Source organism: Propionivibrio limicola, assembly GCF_009469695.1.
In the GTDB taxonomy this organism is placed as follows: domain Bacteria; phylum Pseudomonadota; class Gammaproteobacteria; order Burkholderiales; family Rhodocyclaceae; genus Propionivibrio; species Propionivibrio limicola.
The window spans coordinates 1-24665 of the sequence record NZ_SSSR01000003.1; the positions used below are offsets into that span (position 1 = coordinate 1).

Sequence of the window (24665 nt, forward strand, 5' to 3'; positions counted from 1 at the left end):
CGAAAAGACCTCCGTCAGCGAGACTCGTTGATTTGCCGTAGCCGCTTTCTCCGTCTCCATACGCCACCCAAAAAGACAGAAAACTACACAAATCAACGCCCTGTGAACAGCCCCTTTGTAACTGATTGATTGTGAACGGCTATTTTGGCATGTTCACGACGGTGGCATTTCGGGTTTGGTGCGATTGCCCTGCATTTCCATGATTTGTCATACGGCGTGCGGCGGGTTTAGAGCGTCGGAAACGTGGGGGTGGCGGAGCTTTGCGCGAAGCTCTTTTTTGATGCGCGTGTTGTCGAGTCGCCGCGACTCGCTCATGAACGAGCGCTGTACCGGGGGAATCTTCGTTTCGGCCATTTCGCGCGAAATGCGCGGTGGTCGCGGCAGGCCGAAACGGTCGGCGACAAGATCGAAATAGTCGCCCATTTTCATGCCGGAATCATCGCTGGCGTTATAACAGCGATTCGGACGGCCGTGACGCAAGGCGGCCCAGGTCAGGCGTGCCAGATCGTCGGCATGGATGTGGTTGGTGAACACGTCATCCTCGGCCTGCAGTACCGGCGTGGCCTTGCGCAATCGTTCGAGCGGGAGACGGTCCGCTGCATAAATGCCAGGTGCGCGCAAGATGCAGACACATGTTTTATGGTGGGCGCCGAATGCACGTAGTCGCTGTTCTGCGTCGGCCCGCCGTTTTGCCCGCGGGGTGGTCGGGTGCAACGGGCGCGTTTCGGCCACCTTCTCTCCGCCGCAGTCGCCATATACGCCGCTGGTGCTAATGTAGACAATTCGTTGTGGCAGGCTTTGCGCACGGCATAAAACGGCGAGCAGCCGGCGAGTCCGGTCGTCGGTCAGGCCACGAGCCGGCGGTGGGGCGAAATGCAGCACAAAATCGGCCAGTCCAGCCAGCCGGACAAGACTGTGCCGGTCGTCGAGGTTGGCCATCACCGGGCGAACGCCCAGCGAACGCCACTCGTCCTGCTGTTCGGGCGAGTGAACGAGGGCGAAGATCCGGAAGCGGTCTTTTAGAATGGGAAGGGTGCGGCGGGCGATGTCGCCGGCCCCGATAATGAGTAGTTTCTGCACCGGACGATTTTAGCGGATTCGTTTGGCTCAGAGCGGATGCCGGTGCATTGCGAGGAGCGCCAGAATGAAGATCATTGCTTATCCCGGTCCGCATGCGTTCGAGGCTGGTCCGGGCGAGACCGTGCTTGATGCGGCGCTTCGCCAGGGGCTGCTGTTGCCGCATGGTTGTCGCGACGGCTCTTGTGGTGTCTGTCGCGGCAGGGTCTTGAGCGGTCAGGTGGATCACGGAAAGGCGCTTGTGCAGACGCTGAGCGAAGAGGATCGGGCGGCCGGCGACGCCTTGTTTTGCTGTGCCCGACCTTTGTGCGATCTGACCATCGAATGCCGCGATTTGCGCGTCGAGCAGTCGGTGCCGGTCAGAACGCTCCCCGCCAAGGTGAATAAGATGATCCGCGCGGCGCCGGATGTGATGATTATCGAGCTTAAACTCCCTCTGGCAGAACGGTTTGTCTATCGTCCCGGGCAATATATCGAGATTCTGCTCAAGGACGGACGGCGGCGGGCGTTTTCGCTGGCGAGCGCGCCGCACAACGCATCGTTGCTCGAGTTGCATGTCCGCCGGGTGCCGGGGGGCGAGTTCACCGGGCATGTGTTTGAGCACATGAAGGAGCGTGATTTGCTCCGCTTTTCCGGGCCGCATGGCACCTTTTATCTGCGTGATCCCTCCTTGGTGGAGAACGGGGGGCCGAAACCGATGCTGCTCATCGCCGGTGGGACGGGGTTCGCGCCGATCAAGGCGATCGTCGAGGAGGTCATCATGCGGGCTGCGGAAAATTCCGAAGCTACCCCGCCTCAAATGACGATTTACTGGGGCGGGCGCCAAAAGGATGATCTCTATTTGCTGTCATTGGCCGAACGGTGGGCGATGGAGCATGCTTTCATCCGCTTTGTGGCGGTGTTGTCCGAGCCGGCTCCTGCCGATTGCTGGGGCGGGCGGACGGGGTTGGTGCATCAGGCGGCGATGCAGGACTTCCCCGATTTGTCCGGTTATCAGGCTTACGTGAGCGGTTCGCCAGCCATGGTGGCTGCCGCTCGCCGCGATTTTGTCGGACAATGCAGTCTGCCGGTGGAGGAATTCTTCTCCGATGCTTTCGAGTTTTCCGCCGACGCACACAGCGGCGCAATCCGCGGATAACGTTGTTCGTTTTTCACCGATTTTGTTAAAGACTACAAGAACAATGCCGGACATACATATTTCTAGACAGCCTCTGGTCAATCGCCAGAGCAAGATCATCGCCATCCGCTTGCGCCTGCATCTCGGGGAGGGGGCGACGGCAGAGGATGCCGCGGCGGTGCTCGACGGATTGCAGGAATGCTGGCCGCAGGAAGAGAAGCTCGTTTTTGTCAGCGTGGTCGGTGCGCCGGTCGATGCGTCCGTGCTGGAATGGCCGGTGCCCGAAAATGCGGTCATCGAAATCCCGGGAGCAGCATTGGCCGGATCGGGCGCGGCCGATCTTGTCGCAGCCCTTCAGGGCGGGACGATTTCCTTGTGTCTTGGCGTTGACGAGCATGCGAAGACCGCGCTGACGTCGGGTCTCAAATTCCGCTTCATCGGCTTTGACGCTCAGCGCCATACCTTGGCCCAGTTGAAGGTCATGGCCGCGCAAACGCAGTCGTTCGGTATTCCGATTGCCTTTAATGTGCCGGACGGACCGTCGTTTAACGCTTGTCTGGAAGCGGGGCTCAGTGCGGCGGCGAGCTGGTTTTTCACGAACCCGTCCAAGCCTGCGGCGAAGGCGCTTAATCCGGGGCAGGCGCAAATCATCCGGATCATGAATCTGGTGCGCAAGAATGCGGATGTTCGAGAGATCGAAGCCGCGTTGAAGCAGGACGTTGCGCTGTCCTACAAATTGCTGCGCTACATCAATTCGGCCGGTTTCGGACTCTCCTGCGAAATCCAGTCGTTCCGCCATGCGGTGACCATTCTCGGGTACGAGAAATTGAACAAGTGGTTGTCGTTGCTTCTGGCGACGGCGAGCAAAGACCCGATGGCTCCGGCGCTCCTGCATACTTCGCTGACGCGCGCGCGTCTGATGGAAGTCTTGTCGCATGGCCTCGTTGATCGGCAGGAATACGACAATCTCTTCATCACCGGGGCGTTTTCGATGCTTGAGCCGCTTCTTGGCGTCAGCATGGAGAGCATTCTCGAATCGATGAGCTTGCCGGAGTCGATCAGTGATGCGCTGCTTGGCCGTGGTGGCATGTATGGCCCATTCCTTGATTTGGCCAGAGCCAGCGAAGGCGAGGATGCGCAGGCGCTGGCCGAGCAGGTCATGATGCTGGGCCTCATGCCTGAGCAGTTCAATCGTGCGCAGCTGCAGGCGCTGGCTTTTGCCGGAACGATGGAGCTGTAACGCTCCATCGTTGGCGGATGCGGTTATTGGCTGTTGAGGATTTTGAGCGCCGTTCTGTCGAGCTCGATGGCGTGCACGGGCTCAAGGCGGCGCAGGCGTTCTGCCATGTCGGCGAAATTGATCGGGAAGCGCTTGCTTTTGCTGGCGAAGACAATGGTGTTCGTGCCGTCATCCGTTTTGATCATGCGTGTCTGGCTTCCGAAAATCTGACGGATCCGGTCAAGATAAATCCCGTGTCGATCGTCATCGGCGCACAGGTTGACGACCAGCATGCCGTCGCTGCGTAATGCGCTGTAACAGTCGTCGTAAAAGGTCAGCGAGCTCAGGCTTTCCGGTTGTCCGTCCCGGTCGAAGCCGTCAACGATGAGCACATCAATCTGGTCGTGAAGGTGCCTGATGAAACGGGCGCCGTCATCCTGTGCAACACGAAACAGCGGCCCGTCGTCGGGGATGTCGAACTTTTTCCGCAGCGCAATGACGTGCGGAGAAATTTCGACGGCATCAAAAGCGCACGTGGGAAGCGAACTGCGGCAGTACTTGGCGATGGATCCGCCGCCTAGTCCTATCATGACAATGCGCTTCGGGCTGGGGAGGAAAAACAGAAAACCCATCATCGCGCGGGTGTAATCAAGGACAAGGTGGGACGAGTCCTTCTGCGACATTCTGCTTTGGATGGTTGGGCCTCCAAAGTGTAAGGTGAGTTCGCCGTTTTCTTCATGGACGAGCGCGCGGCTCGTCAAGTTGTTCGTGCTGTCGTGCGTTTTCATTTGTGCATTATCGCAGTGAAGGTAGGTGCTGTCGTTTGTGTTGGTGGTGGCGGCAAGCGTGCTTAACGCAGATTTTCTTGATTCCCCGTTGGTGTTAGAGTCGGGCCAGGTTATTTCGATGAAGAGTTTTTTGCTATGCCCAAACTGCTTGTCGTAGAGGACCACGCGTTGGTCAGGGAAGGTCTGGTGCAAATTCTGCATCAGCTCGGATCGGGTATTGAAGTGTTCGGCGTGGCCGATTTTGAGGGCGCGAGCGCCCTTCTGGAGCGGCATGCCATGGATCTTACCGTTCTTGATTTGGGGTTGCCCGGGCTGGATGGGCTGTCGTGCCTGCGGACGTTTCGGCAGCGTTATCCGGCGATGCCCGTCGTCATACTCTCCGCGTATGACGACGCAAACACGGTTGACAAGGCGATGAAGTGTGGCGCCTCCGGCTTCGTGTCAAAGGCCTATTCCAGCGAGCAGTTGTTGGCGGTTCTTCGCGAGGCCATGGCTGGTCGTGTGTGCAAGCCGGATCAAAAAATGATGCTCTCAGCCGCAAATTCTCCAACCTTTCCGATTGGTGGGGATGTTGATCCCACGGAACTTGGTTTGACCGGGCGCCAGGCCGAGGTTCTCGGGTTAATGGCGAGCGGCAAGTCGAATCGGGATATTGCCAACCAGCTTGGTTTGTCGGAGGGTACCGTGAAGATTCATCTGACGACGATTTTTAAGGTGCTGGGGGTGTCCAGTCGGACGCAAGCTATGGTGAGTATCGCCCAGCGGGGAGTTCGCCTTTAGCGCACCGGCCTAAATCCGGTAGCAATACAGCTTGGAGCGCCGTGTGTCGTCGACGTCAATGATTTCAGTTGCTTCGACGTCTTCGATCGGGAAACTGTTGCTAATGAGGAGGCTGCCTGGAGGCATTTCGTTGCGGGCTTTTTCCCAGAGCCTTGTCATGGGGGCTGGGGATAGGAACGCATAGGCAATGTTGCAATGGCTGAGGTCTGTTTTCCATATGTCTCCCCAGCGCCAGTGGCAATTTTTTTTGCCGCGTGTGCGCAGGTAGCCAATTAGCCAACTGGCGGGAGCATTCTCGATTCCAGAGACATGTGTGTCCGGAAAGTTTTGTGCCAACCGGTATGCAACGCTGCCAGTTCCGGCGCCAAGGTCGATGAACCGGATTTGTTTTTGTCTGGCAATGATTTGGGAGAGGGCGGCAATTGCCGCACGGTTTGATAGATAGAGCGGGACCTGGCCTGATAGTGCGCCGCGGTAAAACAGTAGGAGGGTGATCAGTCCAAAGAGATACCACTCCGGGGGAGTGTGAAGCGTGCCAGCTATCGCAACCGATGGCGCAAAGATAGTGTGGATAGCTTTCCACCACCAGCGCTCTTTCGCAACGTGAGCCAGTACAAAAGCGATTGCGCCAATCGCAAACGCAGTTTGCGGCCACGGCAATTGTTCGTCGTGCAAAGCGGAATGTGGCCATGAAAGAGCAAGCGCTAGCAAAAATGCACCGAACTGCAGAACGACTTGCCTCATGAGTGAGGAGTTTGTGCATGCGCTCTTTTTAGGGGTATTGCGGGTTGTGATTGCTTGCGGCATTGGACGGACTGGCGAACACGGACTGGTCAGGTGACAGGTTAGCTCAAAAAAATAAAAAAGTATTTGACAGTGTTAATCGTTGGTGGCAGAATTTCACGTTCCTAGTTGGAGGGATACCCAAGTGGCCAACGGGATCAGACTGTAAATCTGACGGCTCTGCCTTCGAAGGTTCGAATCCTTCTCCCTCCACCAAGAATACCGCGTGTTTGCTGAAGGTGCTGCGGGTCGGTGGTTTTGCGGGTGTAGCTCAATGGTAGAGCTGAAGCCTTCCAAGCTTAAGACGAGGGTTCGATTCCCTTCACCCGCTCCATTCTTGCGGCTATGTTTTGTGGTTGTAGTGAAGATGCCCATGTAGCTCAGTGGTAGAGCACTCCCTTGGTAAGGGAGAGGCCGGCAGTTCAATCCTGCCCATGGGCACCACGATAAGCGCTTGGTTTTTAATTTCTAATGTTCTGAGGTACCGGCATGGCTAAGGCAAAATTTGAACGTACGAAGCCGCACGTAAACGTCGGCACGATTGGTCACGTTGACCATGGCAAGACGACGCTGACGGCGGCGATCACGACGATTCTGTCGAAGAAGTTTGGTGGTGAGGCGAAGGCCTACGACCAGATTGATGCGGCGCCGGAAGAAAAGGCGCGAGGTATTACCATTAACACCGCGCACGTTGAATACGAAACGGCGACCCGTCACTATGCTCACGTTGACTGCCCGGGTCACGCCGACTACGTCAAGAACATGATTACCGGTGCCGCCCAGATGGACGGCGCCATTCTGGTGTGTTCGGCCGCTGACGGCCCCATGCCGCAGACCCGCGAACACATCCTGCTGGCTCGCCAAGTGGGCGTGCCTTACATCATCGTCTTCCTGAACAAGTGCGATATGGTGGACGACGAAGAGCTGCTCGAACTCGTTGAAATGGAAGTGCGCGAGCTTCTTTCCAAGTACGACTTCCCGGGCGACGACGTGCCGATCATCAAGGGCTCCGCCCTCAAGGCGCTCGAAGGCGACCAGAGCGAAATTGGCGAAGCCGCCATCTTCCGTCTGGCCGACGCGCTCGACAGTTATATTCCGACGCCGGAACGTGCGGTTGACAAGCCCTTCCTGCTCCCGATCGAAGACGTCTTCTCCATCTCGGGCCGCGGTACCGTGGTCACCGGTCGTGTTGAGCGCGGCATCGTCAAGGTTGGCGAAGAAATCGAAATCGTCGGTATCAAGCCCACCGTCAAGACCATCTGTACCGGTGTTGAAATGTTCCGCAAGCTGCTCGACCAAGGTCAGGCAGGCGACAACGTCGGCGTTCTGCTGCGCGGCACCAAGCGTGAAGATGTTGAGCGCGGCCAGGTTCTGGCCAAGCCAGGCTCGATCACCCCGCACACCCACTTCACGGGTGAAGTGTACGTGTTGTCGAAAGACGAAGGTGGTCGTCACACCCCGTTCTTCAACAACTACCGCCCGCAGTTCTACTTCCGTACCACGGACGTGACGGGTGCCATCGCCCTGCCGGAAGGTGTGGAAATGGTTATGCCGGGTGACAACATCTCGATGACGGTCAAGCTGATCTGCCCGATCGCCATGGAAGACGGTCTGCGCTTCGCGATTCGCGAAGGTGGTCGTACCGTTGGTGCCGGCGTCGTCGCCAAGATTATCGAGTAACACTTCCGAATATGCGAGGCGCACAAGCCTGTGTGCCTCGTGTCTCTGCTGCAGGGGTATAGCTCAACTGGCAGAGCGTCGGTCTCCAAAACCGAAGGTTGGGGGTTCGATTCCCTCTGCCCCTGCCATAAAATTGCTGACGAAATGACCGATAAAATCAAATTTGCGTTGGCGCTGCTCCTTCTTGTTCTTGGTGTTGTAGGCTTCTATCTTCTATCCGAGCAGGCTTTGGTGCTGCGTGTGGTTGCGGTGCTGGTTGGTGTTGGTTTGTGTTTGGCCGTTGCTTGGCGGACGGAGCCAGGGCAGCGGTTTTTTTCTTTTGCGAGTGAATCGGTTAATGAGGCCAAGAAAGTCGTTTGGCCGACGCGGAAAGAAACAATGCAGGCGACCGGGCTTGTCTTTGCGTTTGTCGTAATCATGGCGGTCTTTCTTTGGGCTACAGATAAGAGTTTGGAGTGGGTCTTTTACGATCTGGTCCTCGGCTGGAGGAAGGTATGAGCAAGCGATGGTATGTGGTTCATGCCTATTCCGGGTTTGAGAAAAGTGTTCAGCGGGCGTTGACCGAGCGCGTTCAGCGGCAAGGCATGGATGCGCAATTTGGGCGCATATTGGTGCCGGTTGAAGAGGTGGTGGAACTCAAGCAAGGGCAGAAAAGCATTTCGGAGAGAAAGTTTTTCCCAGGGTACGTGCTCGTCGAGATGGAAATGAACGACGAAACGTGGCATCTCGTGAAAAGCACTCCGAAAGTGACTGGTTTTGTTGGCGGCGCTGCGAACAGGCCGAGCCCGATTTCCGAAAGGGAAGTAGAGAAGATTCTGCAGCAAATGCAGGACGGGGTTGAAAAGCCGAAGCCAAAAGTTCTCTTTGAGCCTGGTGAGGTTGTGCGTGTCAAAGAAGGTCCCTTTACCGATTTTCATGGCACGGTCGAGCACGTTAATTACGAGAAAAATAGACTTCGTGTTTCGGTGACTATCTTCGGGCGCGCAACTCCGGTGGAGCTAGAGTTCGGTCAGGTCGATAAGGCCTGAGTCTAAAGATTGCGCTTTGGCGCGAGGTATGCGGCCTATGGGTCGCTTTTTGTTTGGGGAGCGCATGCTGCGCGTTTGCACCCGTTTTAAGGAGTATTGCTGTGGCAAAAAAAATTGTCGGCTATATCAAGCTGCAAGTGCCGGCGGGAAAGGCTAATCCGTCGCCGCCAATTGGTCCCGCTCTCGGTCAGCGTGGCCTCAATATCATGGAATTCTGTAAGGCATTCAATGCCCAGACTCAGGGAGTAGAACCTGGTCTGCCGATTCCGGTGGTTATTACTGCCTTCGCGGATAAGAGCTTCACCTTTGTGATGAAGACGCCGCCGGCGACGATTCTGATCAAGAAGGCGGCTGGTGTGCAAAAGGGTAGTGCTCGTCCGCACACAGACAAGGTTGGTAAGCTGACGCGCGCGCAGTGCGAAGCTATTGCGACCCAAAAGATGCCTGATCTGACCGCTGCCGATATGGATGCCGCTGTTCGCACCATTGCAGGAAGCGCGCGTTCGATGGGCATTACGGTGGAGGGGGTTTGATATGGCTGGATTGACGAAGCGCCAAAAGGCTGTGCAGGGGAAGCTTGACTGCAGCAAGAATTATGGAGTATCGGACGCGCTGAAGCTCGCCAAGGAGCTGGCTACGGCCAAGTTCGACGAGTCGATCGACATTGCGGTCAGTCTCGGGATCGATGCACGCAAGTCCGACCAGCTCGTCCGTGGCTCGGTTGTTCTGCCGGCAGGTACAGGTAAGAGTGTGCGCGTTGCGGTGTTTGCTCAGGGTGAGAAAGCGTCGGCTGCGAAAGAAGCCGGTGCTGATATCGTTGGCTTTGACGATCTTGCCGCAGAGATTAAGGGCGGCAACATTAACTTTGATGTTGTTATCGCCACGCCCGATGCAATGCGGGTTGTCGGTCAGCTGGGTCAGATTCTCGGTCCGCGTGGGCTGATGCCTAACCCGAAGGTTGGCACGGTGACCATGGATGTCACGACTGCTGTCAAAAATGCGAAGGCAGGCCAAGTGCAGTACCGTACCGACAAGGGCGGGATTGTTCACAGCACCATTGGGCGTGCGTCGTTCGAAGTTGCTCAGCTTGAGGAAAACCTTAAGGCGCTGATTGATGCGCTGGTGAAAGCAAAGCCAGCGACATCGAAGGGTCAGTATCTGAAGAAGATCGCCGTATCCAGTACCATGGGGCCAGGCGTTCGGGTTGACGCCGCTTCGCTGTAATAGAGTTGAATACGGGGTCCATGCGACCCCGAAAATCTTTGGGCTGCAGTACGGCTATATGTACTGCAGAACGTCAAAGACCGCAGGCGCCTAGATTACATCGAGGCTTAATGATACCTGCGCAGACGGTGAGCCCTAAGCTGGATTTGAATCTGACTGCCGTGCTGCAGCTAGAGAAAGTTCTTGGCTTGGTCGCCGTGGGGGCGACGCCAAACTGGCGTCGTAAATTGACTTGCTTAGGAGGAAAGGCCTGTGGGTCTCAATCTAGATGAAAAGAAAGCAGTCGTAGCAGAGGTGTCTGCTCAGGTAGCATCCGCCCAGACCATTGTTGTGGCCGAGTATAGTGGTCTGGAGGTTGCCAATCTCACGAAATTGCGCGCGCAAGCTCGCAAGTCGGGAGTGTACCTGCGTGTTTTGAAAAACACCTTGGTTCGTCGTGCTGTTGCGGGTACCCCGTTTGATGGGTTGGCCGAGCAGATGACCGGACCGTTGATCTACGGCATCTCACAAGATCCTGTTGCTGCAGCAAAAGTGCTGAATGATTTTGCGAAAAGCAACGATAAATTGGTGCTCAAAGCCGGTTCGTATGCTGGAAAGGTCATGGACAAGGCTGGAGTTCAGGCTCTTGCGTCCATCCCGAGCCGCGAAGAACTGCTGGCCAAACTGCTTGGCGTGATGAAGGCGCCGGTTTCCGGCTTCGCTGTTGCGCTGGGTGCATTGGCAAAACAACGCGAGCAGGCGGAAGCGGCTGTTTAAGCCCGGTTCGTTTGTGTTTCACAGAATCAAGTATTCAGATTTAGGAGTAATTAATTATGGCAATTACCAAAGAAGATATTCTCGAAGCTGTCGGCAATATGACGGTTATGGATTTGAATGACCTGGTCAAGGCATTCGAAGAAAAGTTTGGTGTGTCGGCTGCTGCGATGGCAGTTGCTGGTCCCGCCGCCGGTGCCGCTGCTGCGCCGGCTGAAGAGCAGACCGAGTTCACGGTTGTGCTCACCGGCGCTGGTGACAAGAAAGTTGAAGTCATCAAGGTTGTTCGTGCAGCCACCGGTCTGGGCCTGAAAGAGGCGAAGGATCTTGTTGATGGTGCTCCGAAGCCCATCAAGGAAGGTGTTGCTAAGGCTGACGCCGAGGCGCTCAAGAAGCAGCTCGAAGACGCTGGTGCCAAGGTCGAAATCAAGTAATCTTGTTTTTGAGAACGAGGCTGGCTGCTTAATCGCAGCCAGCCTTTTTGTGCTTTCCGTTTGAGCGGTGATCCCGTTCAAACAGTGATGGACAAACGCAAGCGCAAATCATCTGCGACTGATCTAGTGAGATTTGTTTTTCCGTTTGTCCATTGCCCCCGGCGTGAAGCTTTCCTAAGCCGGGTTTCGCCGTCGGATTTTTGCATTCTGTGCTCGGAGCGACCATGACCTACTCCTATACCGAGAAAAAACGTATCCGCAAGAGTTTCGCTAAGCGCGCCAACGTGCTTGACGTTCCGTTCTTGTTGGCAACGCAACTCGAATCTTTCACCTCATTTCTCCAGGCGGCTTTGCCACCCGCCCAGCGCAAAAATCAAGGTCTGCAGGCGGCTTTCACCTCGATTTTTCCGATTGTTAGCCATAGCGGGAATGCGAGGCTCGAATTTGTCAGCTACGCGTTGGCCGAGCCGGCGTTCGATGTCAAGGAGTGCCAGCAGCGTGGCTTGACATTCGCATCTGCCCTGCGGGCAAAGGTGCGCTTGGTGATTATGGATCGCGAATCGCCCGATACGGTGAAGGAGGTTAAAGAGCAGGAAGTGTATATGGGCGAAATTCCGCTCATGACCACGACCGGTTCGTTCGTAATCAATGGAACTGAGCGGGTGATCGTTTCGCAATTGCATCGCTCGCCCGGCGTGTTTTTCGAGCATGACCGAGGCAAGACTCACAGTTCGGGGAAACTCCTTTTTTCCGCACGCGTCATTCCGTATCGTGGGTCATGGCTGGACTTCGAATTTGACGCGAAGGACATCCTCTACTTCCGAGTTGACCGACGTCGGAAGATGCCTGTGACCACCTTGTTGAAGGCGATTGGGCTTAATTCGGAACAAATCCTGAGGGAGTTTTTCGCGTTCGATACGTTTGAGATCAAAGCGCGCCGATTCGAACTTCACTTGGTGCCTGAGCGGCTCCGTGGCGAGGTCGCGCGGTTCGATTTCTGTGATCAATCCGGGAAAGTGATTGTTGCCAAGGACAAGCGCATCACGGCCAAGCATATCCGCGAGCTCGATTCCGCAGGGATTCGGCAGATTGCCGTTTCTGAAGATTATCTGCTCGGGCGTGTGGTCGCACAAAACATCGTTGATCGCGAAACTGGCGAGATTCTCGCGAACGCAAACGATGAGATTACAGAGGCGCTGCTTGAAAAACTCGTCGAGGCCGGCGTAGAAGAACTCCAGACGCTCTATATCAACGATCTCGATTGTGGCGGCTTTATTTCGCAGACGTTGCGTACGGACGAGACAGTTTCCCGGCAGGCCGCGCGAATTGCGATCTACCGGATGATGCGGCCAGGCGAGCCTCCTACGGAAGAGGCGGTGGAGATTCTGTTCAACGGTCTGTTTTACTCCGATGAACGTTATGACCTGTCTGCAGTCGGGCGAATGAAGTTCAACCGGCGCGTTTCGCGCGCTGAAGTGGTTGAATATAAAGCCATGATCCGGCACGTCCCGAGCAAGCGTGATGCAATCATCAAGTTGATCGGTGAGAAGACAGGTGCGGCGCCCGAGGCGCTGGAGCAGCTGTTTGGCGAGTTGGTTTACGGGGCGCGTTCGGTTGCGGAAAATGTGACGAAGGCCGCGGCTAACGAACTTGCCGTTTCCTTGAAAGCGTTGGGCGTTGCATGCGAAGTGCGCGAGCAATTGACGCTCTCGCCGCGGGACATCGTGGAAGTCATCAAGATTCTGGTCGATCTGCGTAATGGCCGGGGCGATATCGATGATATCGACCACCTTGGTAACCGGCGTGTCAGATCGGTTGGCGAGCTTGCCGAGAACCAGTTCCGCGCGGGCTTGGTGCGCGTCGAGCGGGCAGTGAAGGAGCGACTCTCGCAGGCCGAGTCCGAGAATTTGATGCCGCACGATCTTATCAATGCGAAACCCATTAGCGCGGCCGTCCGGGAATTTTTTGGGTCAAGCCAGCTTTCGCAGTTCATGGATCAGACCAACCCGCTTTCGGAAATTACGCATAAGCGTCGTGTATCTGCATTGGGCCCGGGCGGTCTTACCCGCGAGCGAGCCGGCTTTGAAGTTCGCGACGTTCATCCGACGCATTATGGACGGGGGTGCCCGATTGAGACGCCGGAAGGTCCTAACATCGGTCTGATTAACTCGCTGGCGCTCTATGCGCGCACCAACGAATACGGGTTCCTCGAGACCGCGTATCGCAAGGTTGTTGGCGGGAAAGTGACGGATGAAATCGAATATCTGTCCGCGATCGAAGAAGGCCGTTACATCATCGCGCAGGCCAATGCCGCGCTCGGTGAGGACGGCGGGCTCGTCGATGAACTCGTTACCTGTCGTGAAAAGGGTGAAACGATCCTGGCTGAACCGGCGCGTGTGCAGTATATGGACGTGGCGCCGGGTCAGATTGTTTCCGTGGCGGCGTCGCTGATTCCATTCCTTGAGCACGACGACGCAAACCGTGCCTTGATGGGCGCCAACATGCAGCGTCAGGCCGTGCCGTGCCTGCGTCCCGAAAAGCCACTTGTCGGTACCGGTATCGAGCGTACGGTGGCGGTCGACTCGGGTACCGCGGTGCAGGCTCTGCGGGGGGGGAAGGTCGACTACGTAGACGCTTCGCGGATCGTTGTTCGCGTCAACGATGACGAGACCGTTCCGGGCGAAGTCGGGGTTGATATCTATAACCTCGTCAAATACACCCGCTCCAATCAAAACACGAATATCAACCAGCGGCCCCAAGTGCGGGTGGGGGATCTGATCGCGAAGGGGGACGTTGTCGCCGATGGCGCGTCTACCGATAAAGGGGAGTTGGCGCTCGGGCAGAACATGCGCATTGCGTTCATGCCGTGGAATGGCTATAACTTCGAAGATTCGATCCTGATTTCCGAGCGCGTAGTCGCGGAAGACCGCTATACCTCGATTCACGTTGAGGAATTGACCGTCGTTGCCCGGGATACGAAACTCGGGCCGGAAGAAATTACCCGCGATATCGCTTCGCTGGGCGAAGTTCAGCTATCGCGGCTTGACGAATCCGGCATCGTGTACATCGGCGCAGAGGTCGAAGCAGGCGATGTGCTGGTTGGGAAAGTGACCCCGAAGGGCGAAACGCAGTTGACGCCTGAGGAGAAGCTCCTGCGCGCCATTTTTGGCGAGAAGGCATCCGACGTTAAAGATACCTCGTTGCGGGTTCCGTCCGGGATCTCCGGAACCGTTATCGACGTTCAGGTCTTTACACGGGAAGGCATTGAGCGAGACAAGCGTGCGCAATCGATTATTGATGACCACCTGCGCGGTTACAAGCTTGATCTTGCCGATCAACTGCGTATTGTTCAGCGTGACGCCATGGAGCGCGTGGAACGTCTGATCGTCGGCAAGACGGCGAATGGCGGCCCGAAGCGCCTGGCTAAAGGCAGTGAAATTACAAAGGACTATCTCGCGAGCATCGAGCAGCTTCATTGGTTCGATATTCGTATGGCCGATGATGAAGTGGCGCATCAGCTCGAGTCGCTACGCGAAGGTCTTGAGCAGACCCGGAAGGACTTTGATATCGCCTTCGAGGAAAAGCGCAAGAAGCTGACGCAGGGCGATGAACTGCCTCCGGGCGTGCAGAAAATGGTCAAAGTCTACGTTGCCGTAAAGCGGCGGCTTCAGGCGGGCGACAAGATGGCCGGTCGTCACGGGAACAAGGGTGTGGTGTCGCGTATCGTACCGGTCGAGGATATGCCGTACGATGCCGATGGCAATCCGGTCGATATCGTTCTCAATCCGCTGGGTGTTCCGTCGCGAATGAACGTCGGTCAGATTCTCGAGGTTCACCTCGGACTTGCGGCCAAGGGTCTTGGCTTGAAGATCGGGGCGATGTTGCGTCGTCAAGCCAGCGCGAAGGAACTCAGGGAGTTCCTGGAACAGGTCTATAACGGTGCCGGCAAGCCGGAGGATCTCGGGCAACTGACGGATGGCGAACTTGTCGAAATGGCGCGCAACCTGAAGGACGGTGTGCCGTTTGCCACGCCGGTTTTCGACGGCGCCAAGGAACAGGAAATCAAGTTAATGCTCCGATTGGCCGGTATGCCTGAGTCGGGCCAGATGGTCCTGTTCGATGGCCGGACCGGCGAGCAATATGAGCGCCCCGTAACTGTTGGCTACATGCACTTCTTGAAGCTTCACCACTTGGTTGATGACAAGATGCATGCCCGTTCAACTGGTCCGTACTCTCTGGTGACCCAGCAGCCGCTTGGCGGTAAGGCGCAGTTCGGCGGTCAGCGCTTCGGTGAGATGGAAGTGTGGGCACTCGAAGCCTACGGTGCATCGTATGTCCTGCAGGAAATGCTGACGGTCAAGTCGGATGACGTCAACGGACGTACGAAGGTCTATGAAAGCATCGTCAAGGGCGATCACAAAATTGATGCCGGGATGCCTGAGTCCTTCAACGTACTGGTTAAGGAAATTCGCTCGCTGGCGATCGATATCGATCTGGACCGCTATTGAAATAGCGCTCGGCAGTAGTGCGATGGCGGCTGCCGCTGGTCGGCAGCCAAAGATTTGGGGTTCTCACCCCGAACGGAGTGAAAAATGAAAGCATTGCTTGATTTGTTTAAACAGGTAACGCAAGAAGAACAATTCGATGCGATTACGATTGGTTTGGCGTCACCTGACAAAATTCGGTCATGGTCTTACGGTGAGGTAAAGAAGCCGGAAACGATTAACTACCGTACATTCAAACCGGAGCGCGACGGCCTCTTTTGCGCGAAGATTTTCGGACCGGTGAAGGATTACGAGTGTCTGTGCGGTAAGTACAAGCGACTCAAGCATCGTGGTGTCATCTGCGAAAAATGTGGTGTTGAAGTCACTCTGTCGAAGGTCCGGCGCGAACGCATGGCGCATATCGAGCTGGCCTCGCCCGTGGCGCATATCTGGTTCCTGAAGAGCTTGCCAAGCCGGCTTGGCATGGTGCTCGACATGACATTGCGCGATATCGAACGCGTCCTGTATTTCGAAGCATTCGTCGTCTGCGACCCCGGCATGACGCCATTGAACCGCGGTCAACTTTTGACGGAAGACGACTATCTGGCGAAGGTCGAGGAGTATGGCGACGACTTCTACGCGGCGATGGGCGCGGAAGGCGTGCGCGAGCTGTTGCGCTCCATCGACATTAACAGCGAAGTTGATCATCTTCGCGCCGAGCTGGAATCGACGACGTCGGAAACGAAGAGCAAAAAATACTCCAAGCGCCTGAAGATTCTTGAAGGCTTCCAGAAGTCCGGAATCAAGCCGGAATGGATGATCCTGGAAGTGTTGCCCGTGCTGCCGCCGGACTTGCGTCCGCTCGTGCCGCTCGACGGCGGTCGTTTTGCGACTTCTGACCTGAATGATCTCTATCGCCGCGTCATCAACCGCAACAACCGTCTGAAGCGCTTGCTGGAGCTCAAGGCTCCTGAAATCATCGTGCGTAACGAAAAGCGGATGCTGCAGGAAGCCGTCGACTCCCTGCTGGATAATGGACGCCGCGGTAAGGCAATGACCGGCGCCAACAAGCGGCCGCTCAAGTCACTTGCCGACATGATCAAGGGCAAGGGGGGGCGCTTCCGGCAGAATTTGTTGGGGAAACGCGTCGACTATTCCGGTCGCTCTGTCATCGTGGTCGGTCCCCAGCTCAAATTGCACCAGTGTGGTTTGCCGAAGCTGATGGCGCTTGAGCTGTTCAAGCCATTCATCTTTAACCGCCTTGAAATCATGGGGCTGGCGACGACGATCAAGCAAGCGAAAAAGATGGTCGAAGTGCAGGAGCCGGTGGTGTGGGACATCCTTGAGGAGGTGATCAGAGAGCATCCGATCATGCTCAACCGAGCCCCGACGCTACACCGCCTGGGTATTCAGGCATTCGAACCGACCCTTATCGAGGGTAAGGCGATCCAGCTTCACCCGCTGGTTTGTGCGGCTTTTAACGCCGACTTCGACGGTGACCAGATGGCGGTGCACGTGCCGCTTTCCCTTGAGGCGCAGATGGAAGCGCGGACGCTCATGCTCGCCTCGAATAATGTGCTTTCTCCGGCCAACGGCGATCCGATCATTGTTCCTTCGCAAGATATCGTTTTGGGGCTCTATTACGCGACCCGGGAGCGAATCAATGCGAAGGGCGAGGGCATGGTGTTTGCGGACCTCGCAGAGGTATCGCGGGCGATGGATGCCGGAACGCTGGAACTTCATGCGAAGGTGTCGGTCCGTATTCGGGAATACGAGCGAAATGCGGAAAACGGTTGGGACGAGAAGGTTACCCGTTATCAGACGACGGCTGGCCGGGCGCTTCTTTCCGAGATACTTCCCAAAGGTTTGCCTTTTAGCGTCATCGACAAGCCGCTGAAGAAAAAGGAAATATCGAAACTGATCAATGCTTCATTCCGCCGTTGCGGTTTGAAGGAGACCGTCGTTTTTGCCGACAAGTTAATGCAGAATGGCTATCGTTTGGCCACCCGTGGCGGTATTTCGATTTGTTCGGACGACATGCTTGTGCCCGTGCAAAAGAGCGAAATCATCGCTGCGGCCGAAAAAGAGGTCAAGGAAATCGAGAGCCAATACACCAATGGTCTAGTCACCAATGGTGAGCGCTATAACAAAGTCGTTGATATCTGGGGGCGCACCGGCGATCAGGTTGCCAAGGTGATGATGGAGCAGCTTGGTCATGAAGAGGCGATCGATCGGCATGGCAATAAGGTCAAGCAAGAGTCCTTCAACTCGATCTACATGATGGCTGACTCGGGCGCACGGGGCTCGGCCGCCCAGATTCGGCAGTTGGCAGGGATGCGGGGTCTGATGGCCAAGCCGGACGGATCGATTATCGAAACGCCGATTACGACCAATTTCCGCGAGGGGTTGAACGTTCTTCAGTACTTTATTTCGACCCACGGTGCGCGAAAAGGTCTTGCCGATACGGCGCTGAAGACCGCGAATTCCGGGTATTTGACGCGTCGTCTTGTCGACGTGACGCAGGATCTCGTTGTCATTGAGGATGACTGTGGTACCGAGAACGGCGTGACGATGCGGGCCCTAATCGAGGGTGGCGAGGTCATAGAGCCGCTGCGTGACCGAATCCTCGGTCGGGTTACGGTCTATGATGTTGTCAATCCAGAGACTGACGAGACGGTGATCGATGCCGGCACCCTGATTGATGAGGATTTGTGTGATCTGATCGACCAACTCGGAATTGACGAAGTCAAGGTTAGGACGCCGCTTACCTGTGATACCCGATATGGACTTTGCGCCAAGTGTTACGGGCGCGATCTTGGTCGGGGTACGCCTGTGAACGTTGGGGAAGCGGTCGGGGTTATCGCGGCCCAGTCCATCGGTGAGCCGGGTACGCAGCTGACGATGCGGACATTCCACGTTGGCGGTGCAGCCTCCCGGGCTGCGGTGGCGAGTCATGTCGAAACCAAGAGCGCGGGCATCGTGCGCTTCACGGCGTCGATGCGCTACGTTACCAGCGCCAAGGGCGAAAAGATTGTCATCACGCGCTCGGGTGAGGTGTTGGTGACCGACGACAATGGTCGTGAACGGGAAAAGCATAAGGTTCCCTATGGCTCCACGCTTCAGGTGGAGGATGGACAACAGGTCAAGGCGGGCACGAAGCTCGCCACTTGGGATCCGCATACACGACCGATCATTGCCGAATACTCGGGGCAGGTGAAGTTCGAGAACGTCGAGGAAGGCGTTACCGTCGCCAAGCAGATCGACGAAGTTACGGGTCTGTCGACACTGGTTGTAATTGATCCGAAACGCGGCGGGAAGGCGCAAACCAAGGGGCTTCGTCCTCAGGTCAAGCTTTATGACGCAAACGGCGAAGAAGTTCGGATGCACGGCAGCGATCATCCGGTAACCATTACTTTCCAGGTTGGGGCAATCATCACCGTGCTCGACGGGCAGCAGATCTCGGTCGGGGATGTTCTTGCGCGCTTGCCGCAGGAATCGGCGAAGACCCGCGATATTACCGGGGGCCTGCCGCGTGTTGCCGAGTTGTTCGAAGCCCGGACACCAAAAGATGCCGGTATGCTGGCGGAATTTACCGGGACGGTGTCGTTCGGCAAGGATACAAAGGGCAAACAACGTCTCGTTATTACGGATCTTGAGGGTGTCACCCATGAGTACCTGATTCCGAAGGACAAGCACGTTTTGGTGCACGATGGGCAAGTGGTCAATAAGGGTGAGTTGATCGTCGATGGGGCGCCTGATCCGCATGACATCCTTCGCTTGCAGGGCGTTGAGGCATTGGCCGTGTATATTACGGACGAGGTCCAGGACGTCTATCGCCTCCAGGGCGTAAAGATCAATGACAAGCACATCGAGGTCATCGTGCGGCAAATGCTTCGTCGCGCGATCGTTGTCGAGCCGGGTGATACCAAGTTCATTCGGGGGGAGCAGGTCGAAAAAGCACATTTGCTTGACGAAAACGATAAGGTGATTGCCGAAGGCAAGCTTCCGGCGACCTATGAGCCTGTTCTGCTCGGTATTACGAAGGCTTCGTTGTCCACCGATTCGTTCATCTCGGCTGCTTCGTTCCAGGAAACGACCAGGGTTCTTACCGAGGCAGCGATTATGGGCAAGCGTGACGAACTTCGCGGGCTGAAGGAGAACGTGATTGTCGGTCGCTTGATCCCGGCAGGCACGGGCTTGGCATATCACAGAATGCGGAAAAGCAATGCAGCCGGAGTTGATCTGGGCGCGGAGATTTTCGGCGTCACAGAAAAGCAGGTCGGAGACGAAAGTCCCCGGGAAGATGCTGTGAGTTGACTTGGTGAGAGTTACTTCCTAAAATCACCGGTCTTTGTTGGCATGGGCTAATCATTGCCCATGCTTTTTATAAAAAATGCATCGGCGTGCTCGTGGTTGCTCGGGTTCGCCGGTATTTTCAGGAAATCGGGTTTTTCTCCGGATCCTGTTTAAATCAAGGTTGAGATATGCCAACAATTAATCAGCTTGTGCGCAAGCCTCGCGAGGCTGTGCTTAGCAAGAGCAAGGTTCCGGCTCTGGAAAACTGCCCGCAGAAGCGGGGTGTTTGTACTCGCGTCTACACTACGACGCCAAAGAAGCCGAATTCCGCTTTGCGGAAGGTTTGTAAGGTTCGTCTTACGAATGGCTTTGAGGTGATCTCGTATATCGGTGGTGAGGGTCACAATCTCCAGGAGCACTCCGTTGTTTTGATTCGTGGTGGTCGTGTGAAGGATTTGCCTGGCGTGCGTTATCACACGGTTCGCGGTTCCTTGGATACGCAGGGTGTCAAGGATCGTAAGCAGAGCCGTTCCAAGTACGGAACAAAGCGTCCTAAGGCGGCTTGATAGCTGTCTGAGTAAGTGGTCATCTTTTGGGTGGCTGTGATGGGTGTGGTTCGCTATGCCTGTCAGCTGAATTGATAATAGAAAGGTTTGTATGCCACGTCGTCGTGAAGTGCCGAAGCGCGATATTCTGCCGGATCCGAAGTTTGGTAGTGTTGAAGTCTCCAAGTTTGTTAATACGATTATGATGAGCGGCAAAAAGTCGGTCGCTGAGCGTATTGTGTACGGTGCGTTTGATATTATTTCTGCCAAGGGCGGGAAAGATCCTATTGAGGTTTTTAATCTCGCGATGGGTAATGTCAAGCCATTGGTCGAAGTTAAAAGCCGCCGGGTCGGCGGTGCTAATTATCAGGTTCCTGTCGAGGTGCGTCCCAGTCGGCGTATGGCGCTGGCGATGCGCTGGCTCCGGGAGTCCGCTCGCAAGCGTTCGGAGAAGTCGATGGATCAGCGTCTGGCCGCTGAAATGCTTGAGGCGGCTGAGAATCGCGGGGGTGCGGTAAAGAAACGAGATGAAGTGCATCGTATGGCGGATGCCAACAAGGCGTTTGCGCATTTCCGGTTCTAATCCACGGTTGATTTTGGCGCCTGCAGTCTGCAGGCGCTTCTACATTATTTCGTAAGGTAAAAAGTGGCTCGCAAAACCCCTATCGAGCGTTACCGTAATATCGGTATTAGTGCTCACATCGACGCTGGGAAAACTACGACGACCGAACGTATTCTTTACTATACGGGCGTTAATCATAAGATTGGTGAGGTGCACGACGGTGCGGCTACCATGGACTGGATGGCGCAGGAGCAGGAGCGTGGTATTACCATTACTTCGGCTGCAACTACCTGCTTCTGGAAGGGCATGGATATGTCGTTCCCCGAGCATCGATTCAATATTATCGATACTCCGGGGCACGTTGACTTCACTATTGAAGTTGAGCGCTCGATGCGGGTTCTCGACGGTGCCTGTATGGTTTACTGTGCGGTCGGTGGTGTTCAGCCGCAGTCGGAAACGGTATGGCGCCAGGCCAATAAGTACAAGGTGCCGCGTCTCGCGTTCGTGAATAAGATGGACCGCCAGGGCGCGAACTTCTTCAAGGTCGTCGAGCAGATGAAGACGCGCTTGAAGGGGAATCCCGTTCCGGTTGTGATTCCAATCGGTGCTGAGGATAGCTTCACCGGCGTCGTCGATTTGATAAAGATGAAGTCGATCATCTGGGACGAGGCCTCTCAGGGTATGAAGTTTTCCTATGAGGATATTCCCGGTAATCTGAAGGACGAGGCGCAGACTTGGCGCGAGCAGATGGTCGAGGCCGCTGCTGAAGCGTCTGAAGAGATGATGGACAAGTACCTCGAGGCGGGGGATCTGTCCGAGGAAGATATTATTGCCGGTCTTCGTCAGCGCACCATTGCCTGCGAAATCCAGCCGATGCTGTGCGGTACGGCGTTCAAGAACAAGGGCGTGCAGCGCATGCTTGATGCCGTTATTCAGTTTCTCCCGTCGCCGGTCGATATTCCGCCGGTTGCTGGCGAGGACGAGGATGGCAAGGAAGCGACGCGCAAGGCTGATGACAAAGAGAAGTTTTCCGCGCTTGCCTTCAAGCTGATGACTGACCCCTATGTTGGTCAGTTGACCTTTGTGCGTGTTTATTCGGGCGTGCTGAATTCCGGCGATACCATCTACAACCCGGTCAAGGGGCGCAAGGAGCGGATCGGTCGCGTACTGCAGATGCACGCTAACAACCGCGAGGAAATCAAGGAAGTTCTTGCTGGCGATATCGCTGCGTGTGTCGGCCTTAAGGAGGTTACGACTGGCGAGACGTTGTGCGATCCGGAGTCGGTGATCACTCTAGAGCGCATGGTTTTCCCGGAGCCGGTTATCCATATTGCCGTCGAGCCGAAGACGAAGGCTGACCAGGAAAAGATGGGTATCGCGCTAGGCCGTCTTGCCCAGGAAGATCCGTCGTTCCGCGTGCGCTCGGACGAGGAGTCGGGGCAGACGATTATCTCCGGCATGGGTGAGCTTCACCTCGAAATTATCGTTGATCGTATGAAGCGCGAGTTTGGCGTTGAGGCTAACGTCGGTGCGCCACAGGTTGCCTACCGCGAGTGCATCAAGAAGTCGGTCGAGCAGGAGGGCAAGTTCGTCAAACAGTCCGGTGGTCGTGGTCAGTTCGGTCACGTTTGGCTCAAGGTTGAACCGAACGAGCCGGGCAAGGGCTATGAGTTCGTCGATGCGATCAAGGGCGGTACTGTTCCGCGCGAATACATTCCAGCTGTTGACAAGGGCTTGCAGGACTCGATCAAGAGTGGTGTTCTGGCCGGCTTCCCGGTTGTGGATATCAAGTTCACGCTGTTCGATGGCTCGTACCATGACGTTGACTCGAACGAAAATGCTTTCCGGATGGCGGCCTCGATGGCCTTCAAGGACGGCATGAGGAAGGCGCAACCGACGTTGCTTGAGCCGATGATGGCGGTCGAGGTCGAAACGCCGGAGGAGTACATGGGTAATATCATGGGCGACCTCTCGGGACGTCGCGGTATCGTTCAGGGTATGGAAGATCTGCCGGGTAATTTGAAGGCTATTAAGGCTGAAGTTCCTCTCGCCGAGATGTTTGGCTATTCGACAACGGTACGTTCTTTGTCGCAGGGGCGTGCTACTTACTCGATGGAATTCAAGCACTACGCTGAGGCGCCCAAAAACGTCGCTGAAGCTGTCATCAACAAAAAGTGATATTTGGTTCATAGGAAGAAATTAAATGGCTAAGGCAAAATTTGAACGTACGAAGCCGCACGTAAACGTCGGCACGATTGGTCACGTTGACCATGGCAAGACGACGCTGACGGCGGCGATCACGACGATTCTGTCGAAGAAGTTTGGTGGTGAGGCGAAGGCCTACGACCAGATTGATGCGGCGCCGGAAGAAAAGGCGCGAGGTATTACCATTAACACCGCGCACGTTGAATACGAAACGGCGACCCGTCACTATGCTCACGTTGACTGCCCGGGTCACGCCGACTACGTCAAGAACATGATTACCGGTGCCGCCCAGATGGACGGCGCCATTCTGGTGTGTTCGGCCGCTGACGGCCCCATGCCGCAGACCCGCGAACACATCCTGCTGGCTCGCCAAGTGGGCGTGCCTTACATCATCGTCTTCCTGAACAAGTGCGATATGGTGGACGACGAAGAGCTGCTCGAACTCGTTGAAATGGAAGTGCGCGAGCTTCTTTCCAAGTACGACTTCCCGGGCGACGACGTGCCGATCATCAAGGGCTCCGCCCTCAAGGCGCTCGAAGGCGACCAGAGCGAAATTGGCGAAGCCGCCATCTTCCGTCTGGCCGACGCGCTCGACAGTTATATTCCGACGCCGGAACGTGCGGTTGACAAGCCCTTCCTGCTCCCGATCGAAGACGTCTTCTCCATCTCGGGCCGCGGTACCGTGGTCACCGGTCGTGTTGAGCGCGGCATCGTCAAGGTTGGCGAAGAAATCGAAATCGTCGGTATCAAGCCCACCGTCAAGACCATCTGTACCGGTGTTGAAATGTTCCGCAAGCTGCTCGACCAAGGTCAGGCAGGCGACAACGTCGGCGTTCTGCTGCGCGGCACCAAGCGTGAAGATGTTGAGCGCGGCCAGGTTCTGGCCAAGCCAGGCTCGATCACCCCGCACACCCACTTCACGGGTGAAGTGTACGTGTTGTCGAAAGACGAAGGTGGTCGTCACACCCCGTTCTTCAACAACTACCGCCCGCAGTTCTACTTCCGTACCACGGACGTGACGGGTGCCATCGCCCTGCCGGAAGGTGTGGAAATGGTTATGCCGGGTGACAACATCTCGATGACGGTCAAGCTGATCTGCCCGATCGCCATGGAAGACGGTCTGCGCTTCGCGATTCGCGAAGGTGGTCGTACCGTTGGTGCCGGCGTCGTCGCCAAGATTATCGAGTAATTTCTCTTTACGTGTAGGGGTGTGATAGCATGCCCCTCCTTTTTTGCAGCACACAATCGTACTTTCGCTCTTTGGAATTCAAATGCAAAGCCAAAAAATCCGCATCCGTCTCAAGGCATTCGACTATCGGCTGATCGATCAGTCGGCTCAAGAAATCGTCGAAACGGCTAAGCGCACCGGTGCTGTTGTTCGTGGTCCAGTGCCCCTCCCGACTCGAGTTCAGCGTTTCGACGTGCTGCGGTCGCCGCACGTCAACAAGACATCGCGCGATCAGTTCGAAATTCGGACGCACCTTCGCCTGATGGATATTGTCGATCCGACGGACAAAACGGTGGATGCCCTCATGAAGTTGGATCTTCCCGCTGGTGTGGATGTCGAAATCAAGTTGCAGTAAGAGGGGGGGGCGGCTATAATCCGCCTCTTTTCGTGGTGGCGCCATGTGGTGGCCACCTTTTTTTCCATGTAGTGCTCGCCAGCCAATCGTAGCTGGCAAGAGGAGAA

20 protein-coding genes and 4 tRNA genes are annotated in these 24665 nt (G+C 56.0%); 21 read left to right on the forward strand and 3 right to left on the reverse strand.

The features are described from left to right. Positions 1-207 precede the first annotated feature (207 nt). Entirely contained in the window at positions 208-1080 is an 873-nt protein-coding gene (locus GH659_RS03885) for an SDR family oxidoreductase (protein WP_153109455.1), read from the reverse strand. A 64-nt stretch (positions 1081-1144) separates the two neighbouring features. On the opposite strand from GH659_RS03885, the gene GH659_RS03890 reads away from it, so the two are divergent. Then, the gene (locus GH659_RS03890; protein ID WP_153109456.1) at positions 1145-2215 is read left to right on the forward strand and encodes a CDP-6-deoxy-delta-3,4-glucoseen reductase; all 1071 of its coding nucleotides are present in this window, start codon (positions 1145-1147) and stop codon (positions 2213-2215) included. Positions 2216-2258: 43 nt separating this feature from the next. Next, the gene (locus GH659_RS03895; RefSeq protein ID WP_153109457.1) at positions 2259-3434 is read left to right on the forward strand and encodes an EAL and HDOD domain-containing protein; all 1176 of its coding nucleotides are present in this window, start codon (positions 2259-2261) and stop codon (positions 3432-3434) included. Between the two features lie 23 nt (positions 3435-3457). Here GH659_RS03895 and GH659_RS03900 read toward each other — a convergent pair whose 3' ends face one another. Further along, on the reverse strand, positions 3458-4402 hold the full coding sequence (locus GH659_RS03900; RefSeq protein WP_153109458.1) for a spermine/spermidine synthase domain-containing protein: 945 nt from the start codon (positions 4400-4402) through the stop codon (positions 3458-3460). Here GH659_RS03900 and GH659_RS03905 point away from each other — a divergent pair. Continuing rightward, a complete protein-coding gene (locus GH659_RS03905) occupies positions 4388-4981 on the forward strand; it encodes a response regulator (RefSeq protein ID WP_246167699.1) in 594 nt (197 codons plus the stop codon). The two genes, GH659_RS03900 and GH659_RS03905, sit on opposite strands and share 15 nt — an antisense overlap. 9 nt (positions 4982-4990) lie before the next feature. Here the strand turns inward: GH659_RS03905 and GH659_RS03910 are convergent, their stop codons facing one another. After that, positions 4991-5725: a class I SAM-dependent methyltransferase gene (locus tag GH659_RS03910; protein ID WP_153109460.1), complete on the reverse strand. Its 735-nt coding sequence runs from the start codon at positions 5723-5725 to the stop codon at positions 4991-4993. A 170-nt stretch (positions 5726-5895) separates the two neighbouring features. Between GH659_RS03910 and GH659_RS03915 the strand changes: the two genes are divergently transcribed. The 18 genes from GH659_RS03915 (at position 5896) to rpsJ (ending at position 24558) form a co-directional block, all read left to right on the forward strand. Next, positions 5896-5980 (forward strand) — tRNA-Tyr (locus tag GH659_RS03915). 44 nt (positions 5981-6024) lie between these two features. After that, a tRNA-Gly gene (locus GH659_RS03920) sits at positions 6025-6098 on the forward strand. Positions 6099-6133: 35 nt separating this feature from the next. Continuing rightward, positions 6134-6208 (forward strand) — tRNA-Thr (locus GH659_RS03925). A 45-nt stretch (positions 6209-6253) separates the two neighbouring features. Beyond that, positions 6254-7444, forward strand: coding sequence for an elongation factor Tu (gene tuf, locus GH659_RS03930; protein WP_153109461.1), 1191 nt, complete (start codon positions 6254-6256; stop codon positions 7442-7444). Between the two features lie 52 nt (positions 7445-7496). Then, a tRNA-Trp gene (locus GH659_RS03935) sits at positions 7497-7572 on the forward strand. A 16-nt stretch (positions 7573-7588) separates the two neighbouring features. Next, entirely contained in the window at positions 7589-7942 is a 354-nt protein-coding gene (secE, locus tag GH659_RS03940) for a preprotein translocase subunit SecE (protein ID WP_153109462.1), read from the forward strand. Further along, complete coding sequence (gene nusG, locus GH659_RS03945) at positions 7939-8472, forward strand: transcription termination/antitermination protein NusG (protein ID WP_153109463.1); 534 nt, start codon at positions 7939-7941, stop codon at positions 8470-8472. Before secE ends, nusG begins: the two co-directional genes overlap by 4 nt. A 101-nt stretch (positions 8473-8573) precedes the next feature. Further along, positions 8574-9005, forward strand: coding sequence for a 50S ribosomal protein L11 (gene rplK / locus GH659_RS03950; protein ID WP_153109464.1), 432 nt, complete (start codon positions 8574-8576; stop codon positions 9003-9005). A 1-nt stretch (position 9006) separates the two neighbouring features. Continuing rightward, positions 9007-9696, forward strand: coding sequence for a 50S ribosomal protein L1 (rplA, locus tag GH659_RS03955; protein ID WP_153109465.1), 690 nt, complete (start codon positions 9007-9009; stop codon positions 9694-9696). Between the two features lie 252 nt (positions 9697-9948). After that, positions 9949-10452 carry a 50S ribosomal protein L10 gene (rplJ, locus tag GH659_RS03960; RefSeq protein ID WP_153109466.1) on the forward strand — a complete coding sequence of 168 codons (504 nt, stop codon included), beginning with the start codon at positions 9949-9951 and terminating at the stop codon, positions 10450-10452. A 56-nt stretch (positions 10453-10508) separates the two neighbouring features. After that, on the forward strand, positions 10509-10883 hold the full coding sequence (rplL, locus tag GH659_RS03965) for a 50S ribosomal protein L7/L12 (protein ID WP_153109467.1): 375 nt from the start codon (positions 10509-10511) through the stop codon (positions 10881-10883). 224 nt (positions 10884-11107) lie between these two features. Beyond that, complete coding sequence (gene rpoB / locus GH659_RS03970; protein WP_153109468.1) at positions 11108-15391, forward strand: DNA-directed RNA polymerase subunit beta; 4284 nt, start codon at positions 11108-11110, stop codon at positions 15389-15391. An 84-nt stretch (positions 15392-15475) separates the two neighbouring features. Further along, positions 15476-19684, forward strand: a complete 4209-nt coding sequence (gene rpoC, locus GH659_RS03975; protein WP_211364098.1) for a DNA-directed RNA polymerase subunit beta' — start codon at positions 15476-15478, stop codon at positions 19682-19684. 167 nt (positions 19685-19851) lie between these two features. Further along, positions 19852-20229 carry a 30S ribosomal protein S12 gene (gene rpsL / locus GH659_RS03980; RefSeq protein WP_153109469.1) on the forward strand — a complete coding sequence of 126 codons (378 nt, stop codon included), beginning with the start codon at positions 19852-19854 and terminating at the stop codon, positions 20227-20229. 91 nt (positions 20230-20320) lie between these two features. Beyond that, entirely contained in the window at positions 20321-20791 is a 471-nt protein-coding gene (rpsG, locus tag GH659_RS03985) for a 30S ribosomal protein S7 (protein ID WP_153109470.1), read from the forward strand. A 63-nt stretch (positions 20792-20854) separates the two neighbouring features. Further along, a complete protein-coding gene (fusA, locus tag GH659_RS03990; RefSeq protein ID WP_153109471.1) occupies positions 20855-22948 on the forward strand; it encodes an elongation factor G in 2094 nt (697 codons plus the stop codon). Between the two features lie 25 nt (positions 22949-22973). Next, complete coding sequence (gene tuf / locus GH659_RS03995) at positions 22974-24164, forward strand: elongation factor Tu (RefSeq protein ID WP_153109461.1); 1191 nt, start codon at positions 22974-22976, stop codon at positions 24162-24164. 82 nt (positions 24165-24246) lie between these two features. Then, positions 24247-24558, forward strand: a complete 312-nt coding sequence (rpsJ, locus tag GH659_RS04000) for a 30S ribosomal protein S10 (protein ID WP_153109472.1) — start codon at positions 24247-24249, stop codon at positions 24556-24558. Positions 24559-24665: the final 107 nt, after the last annotated feature.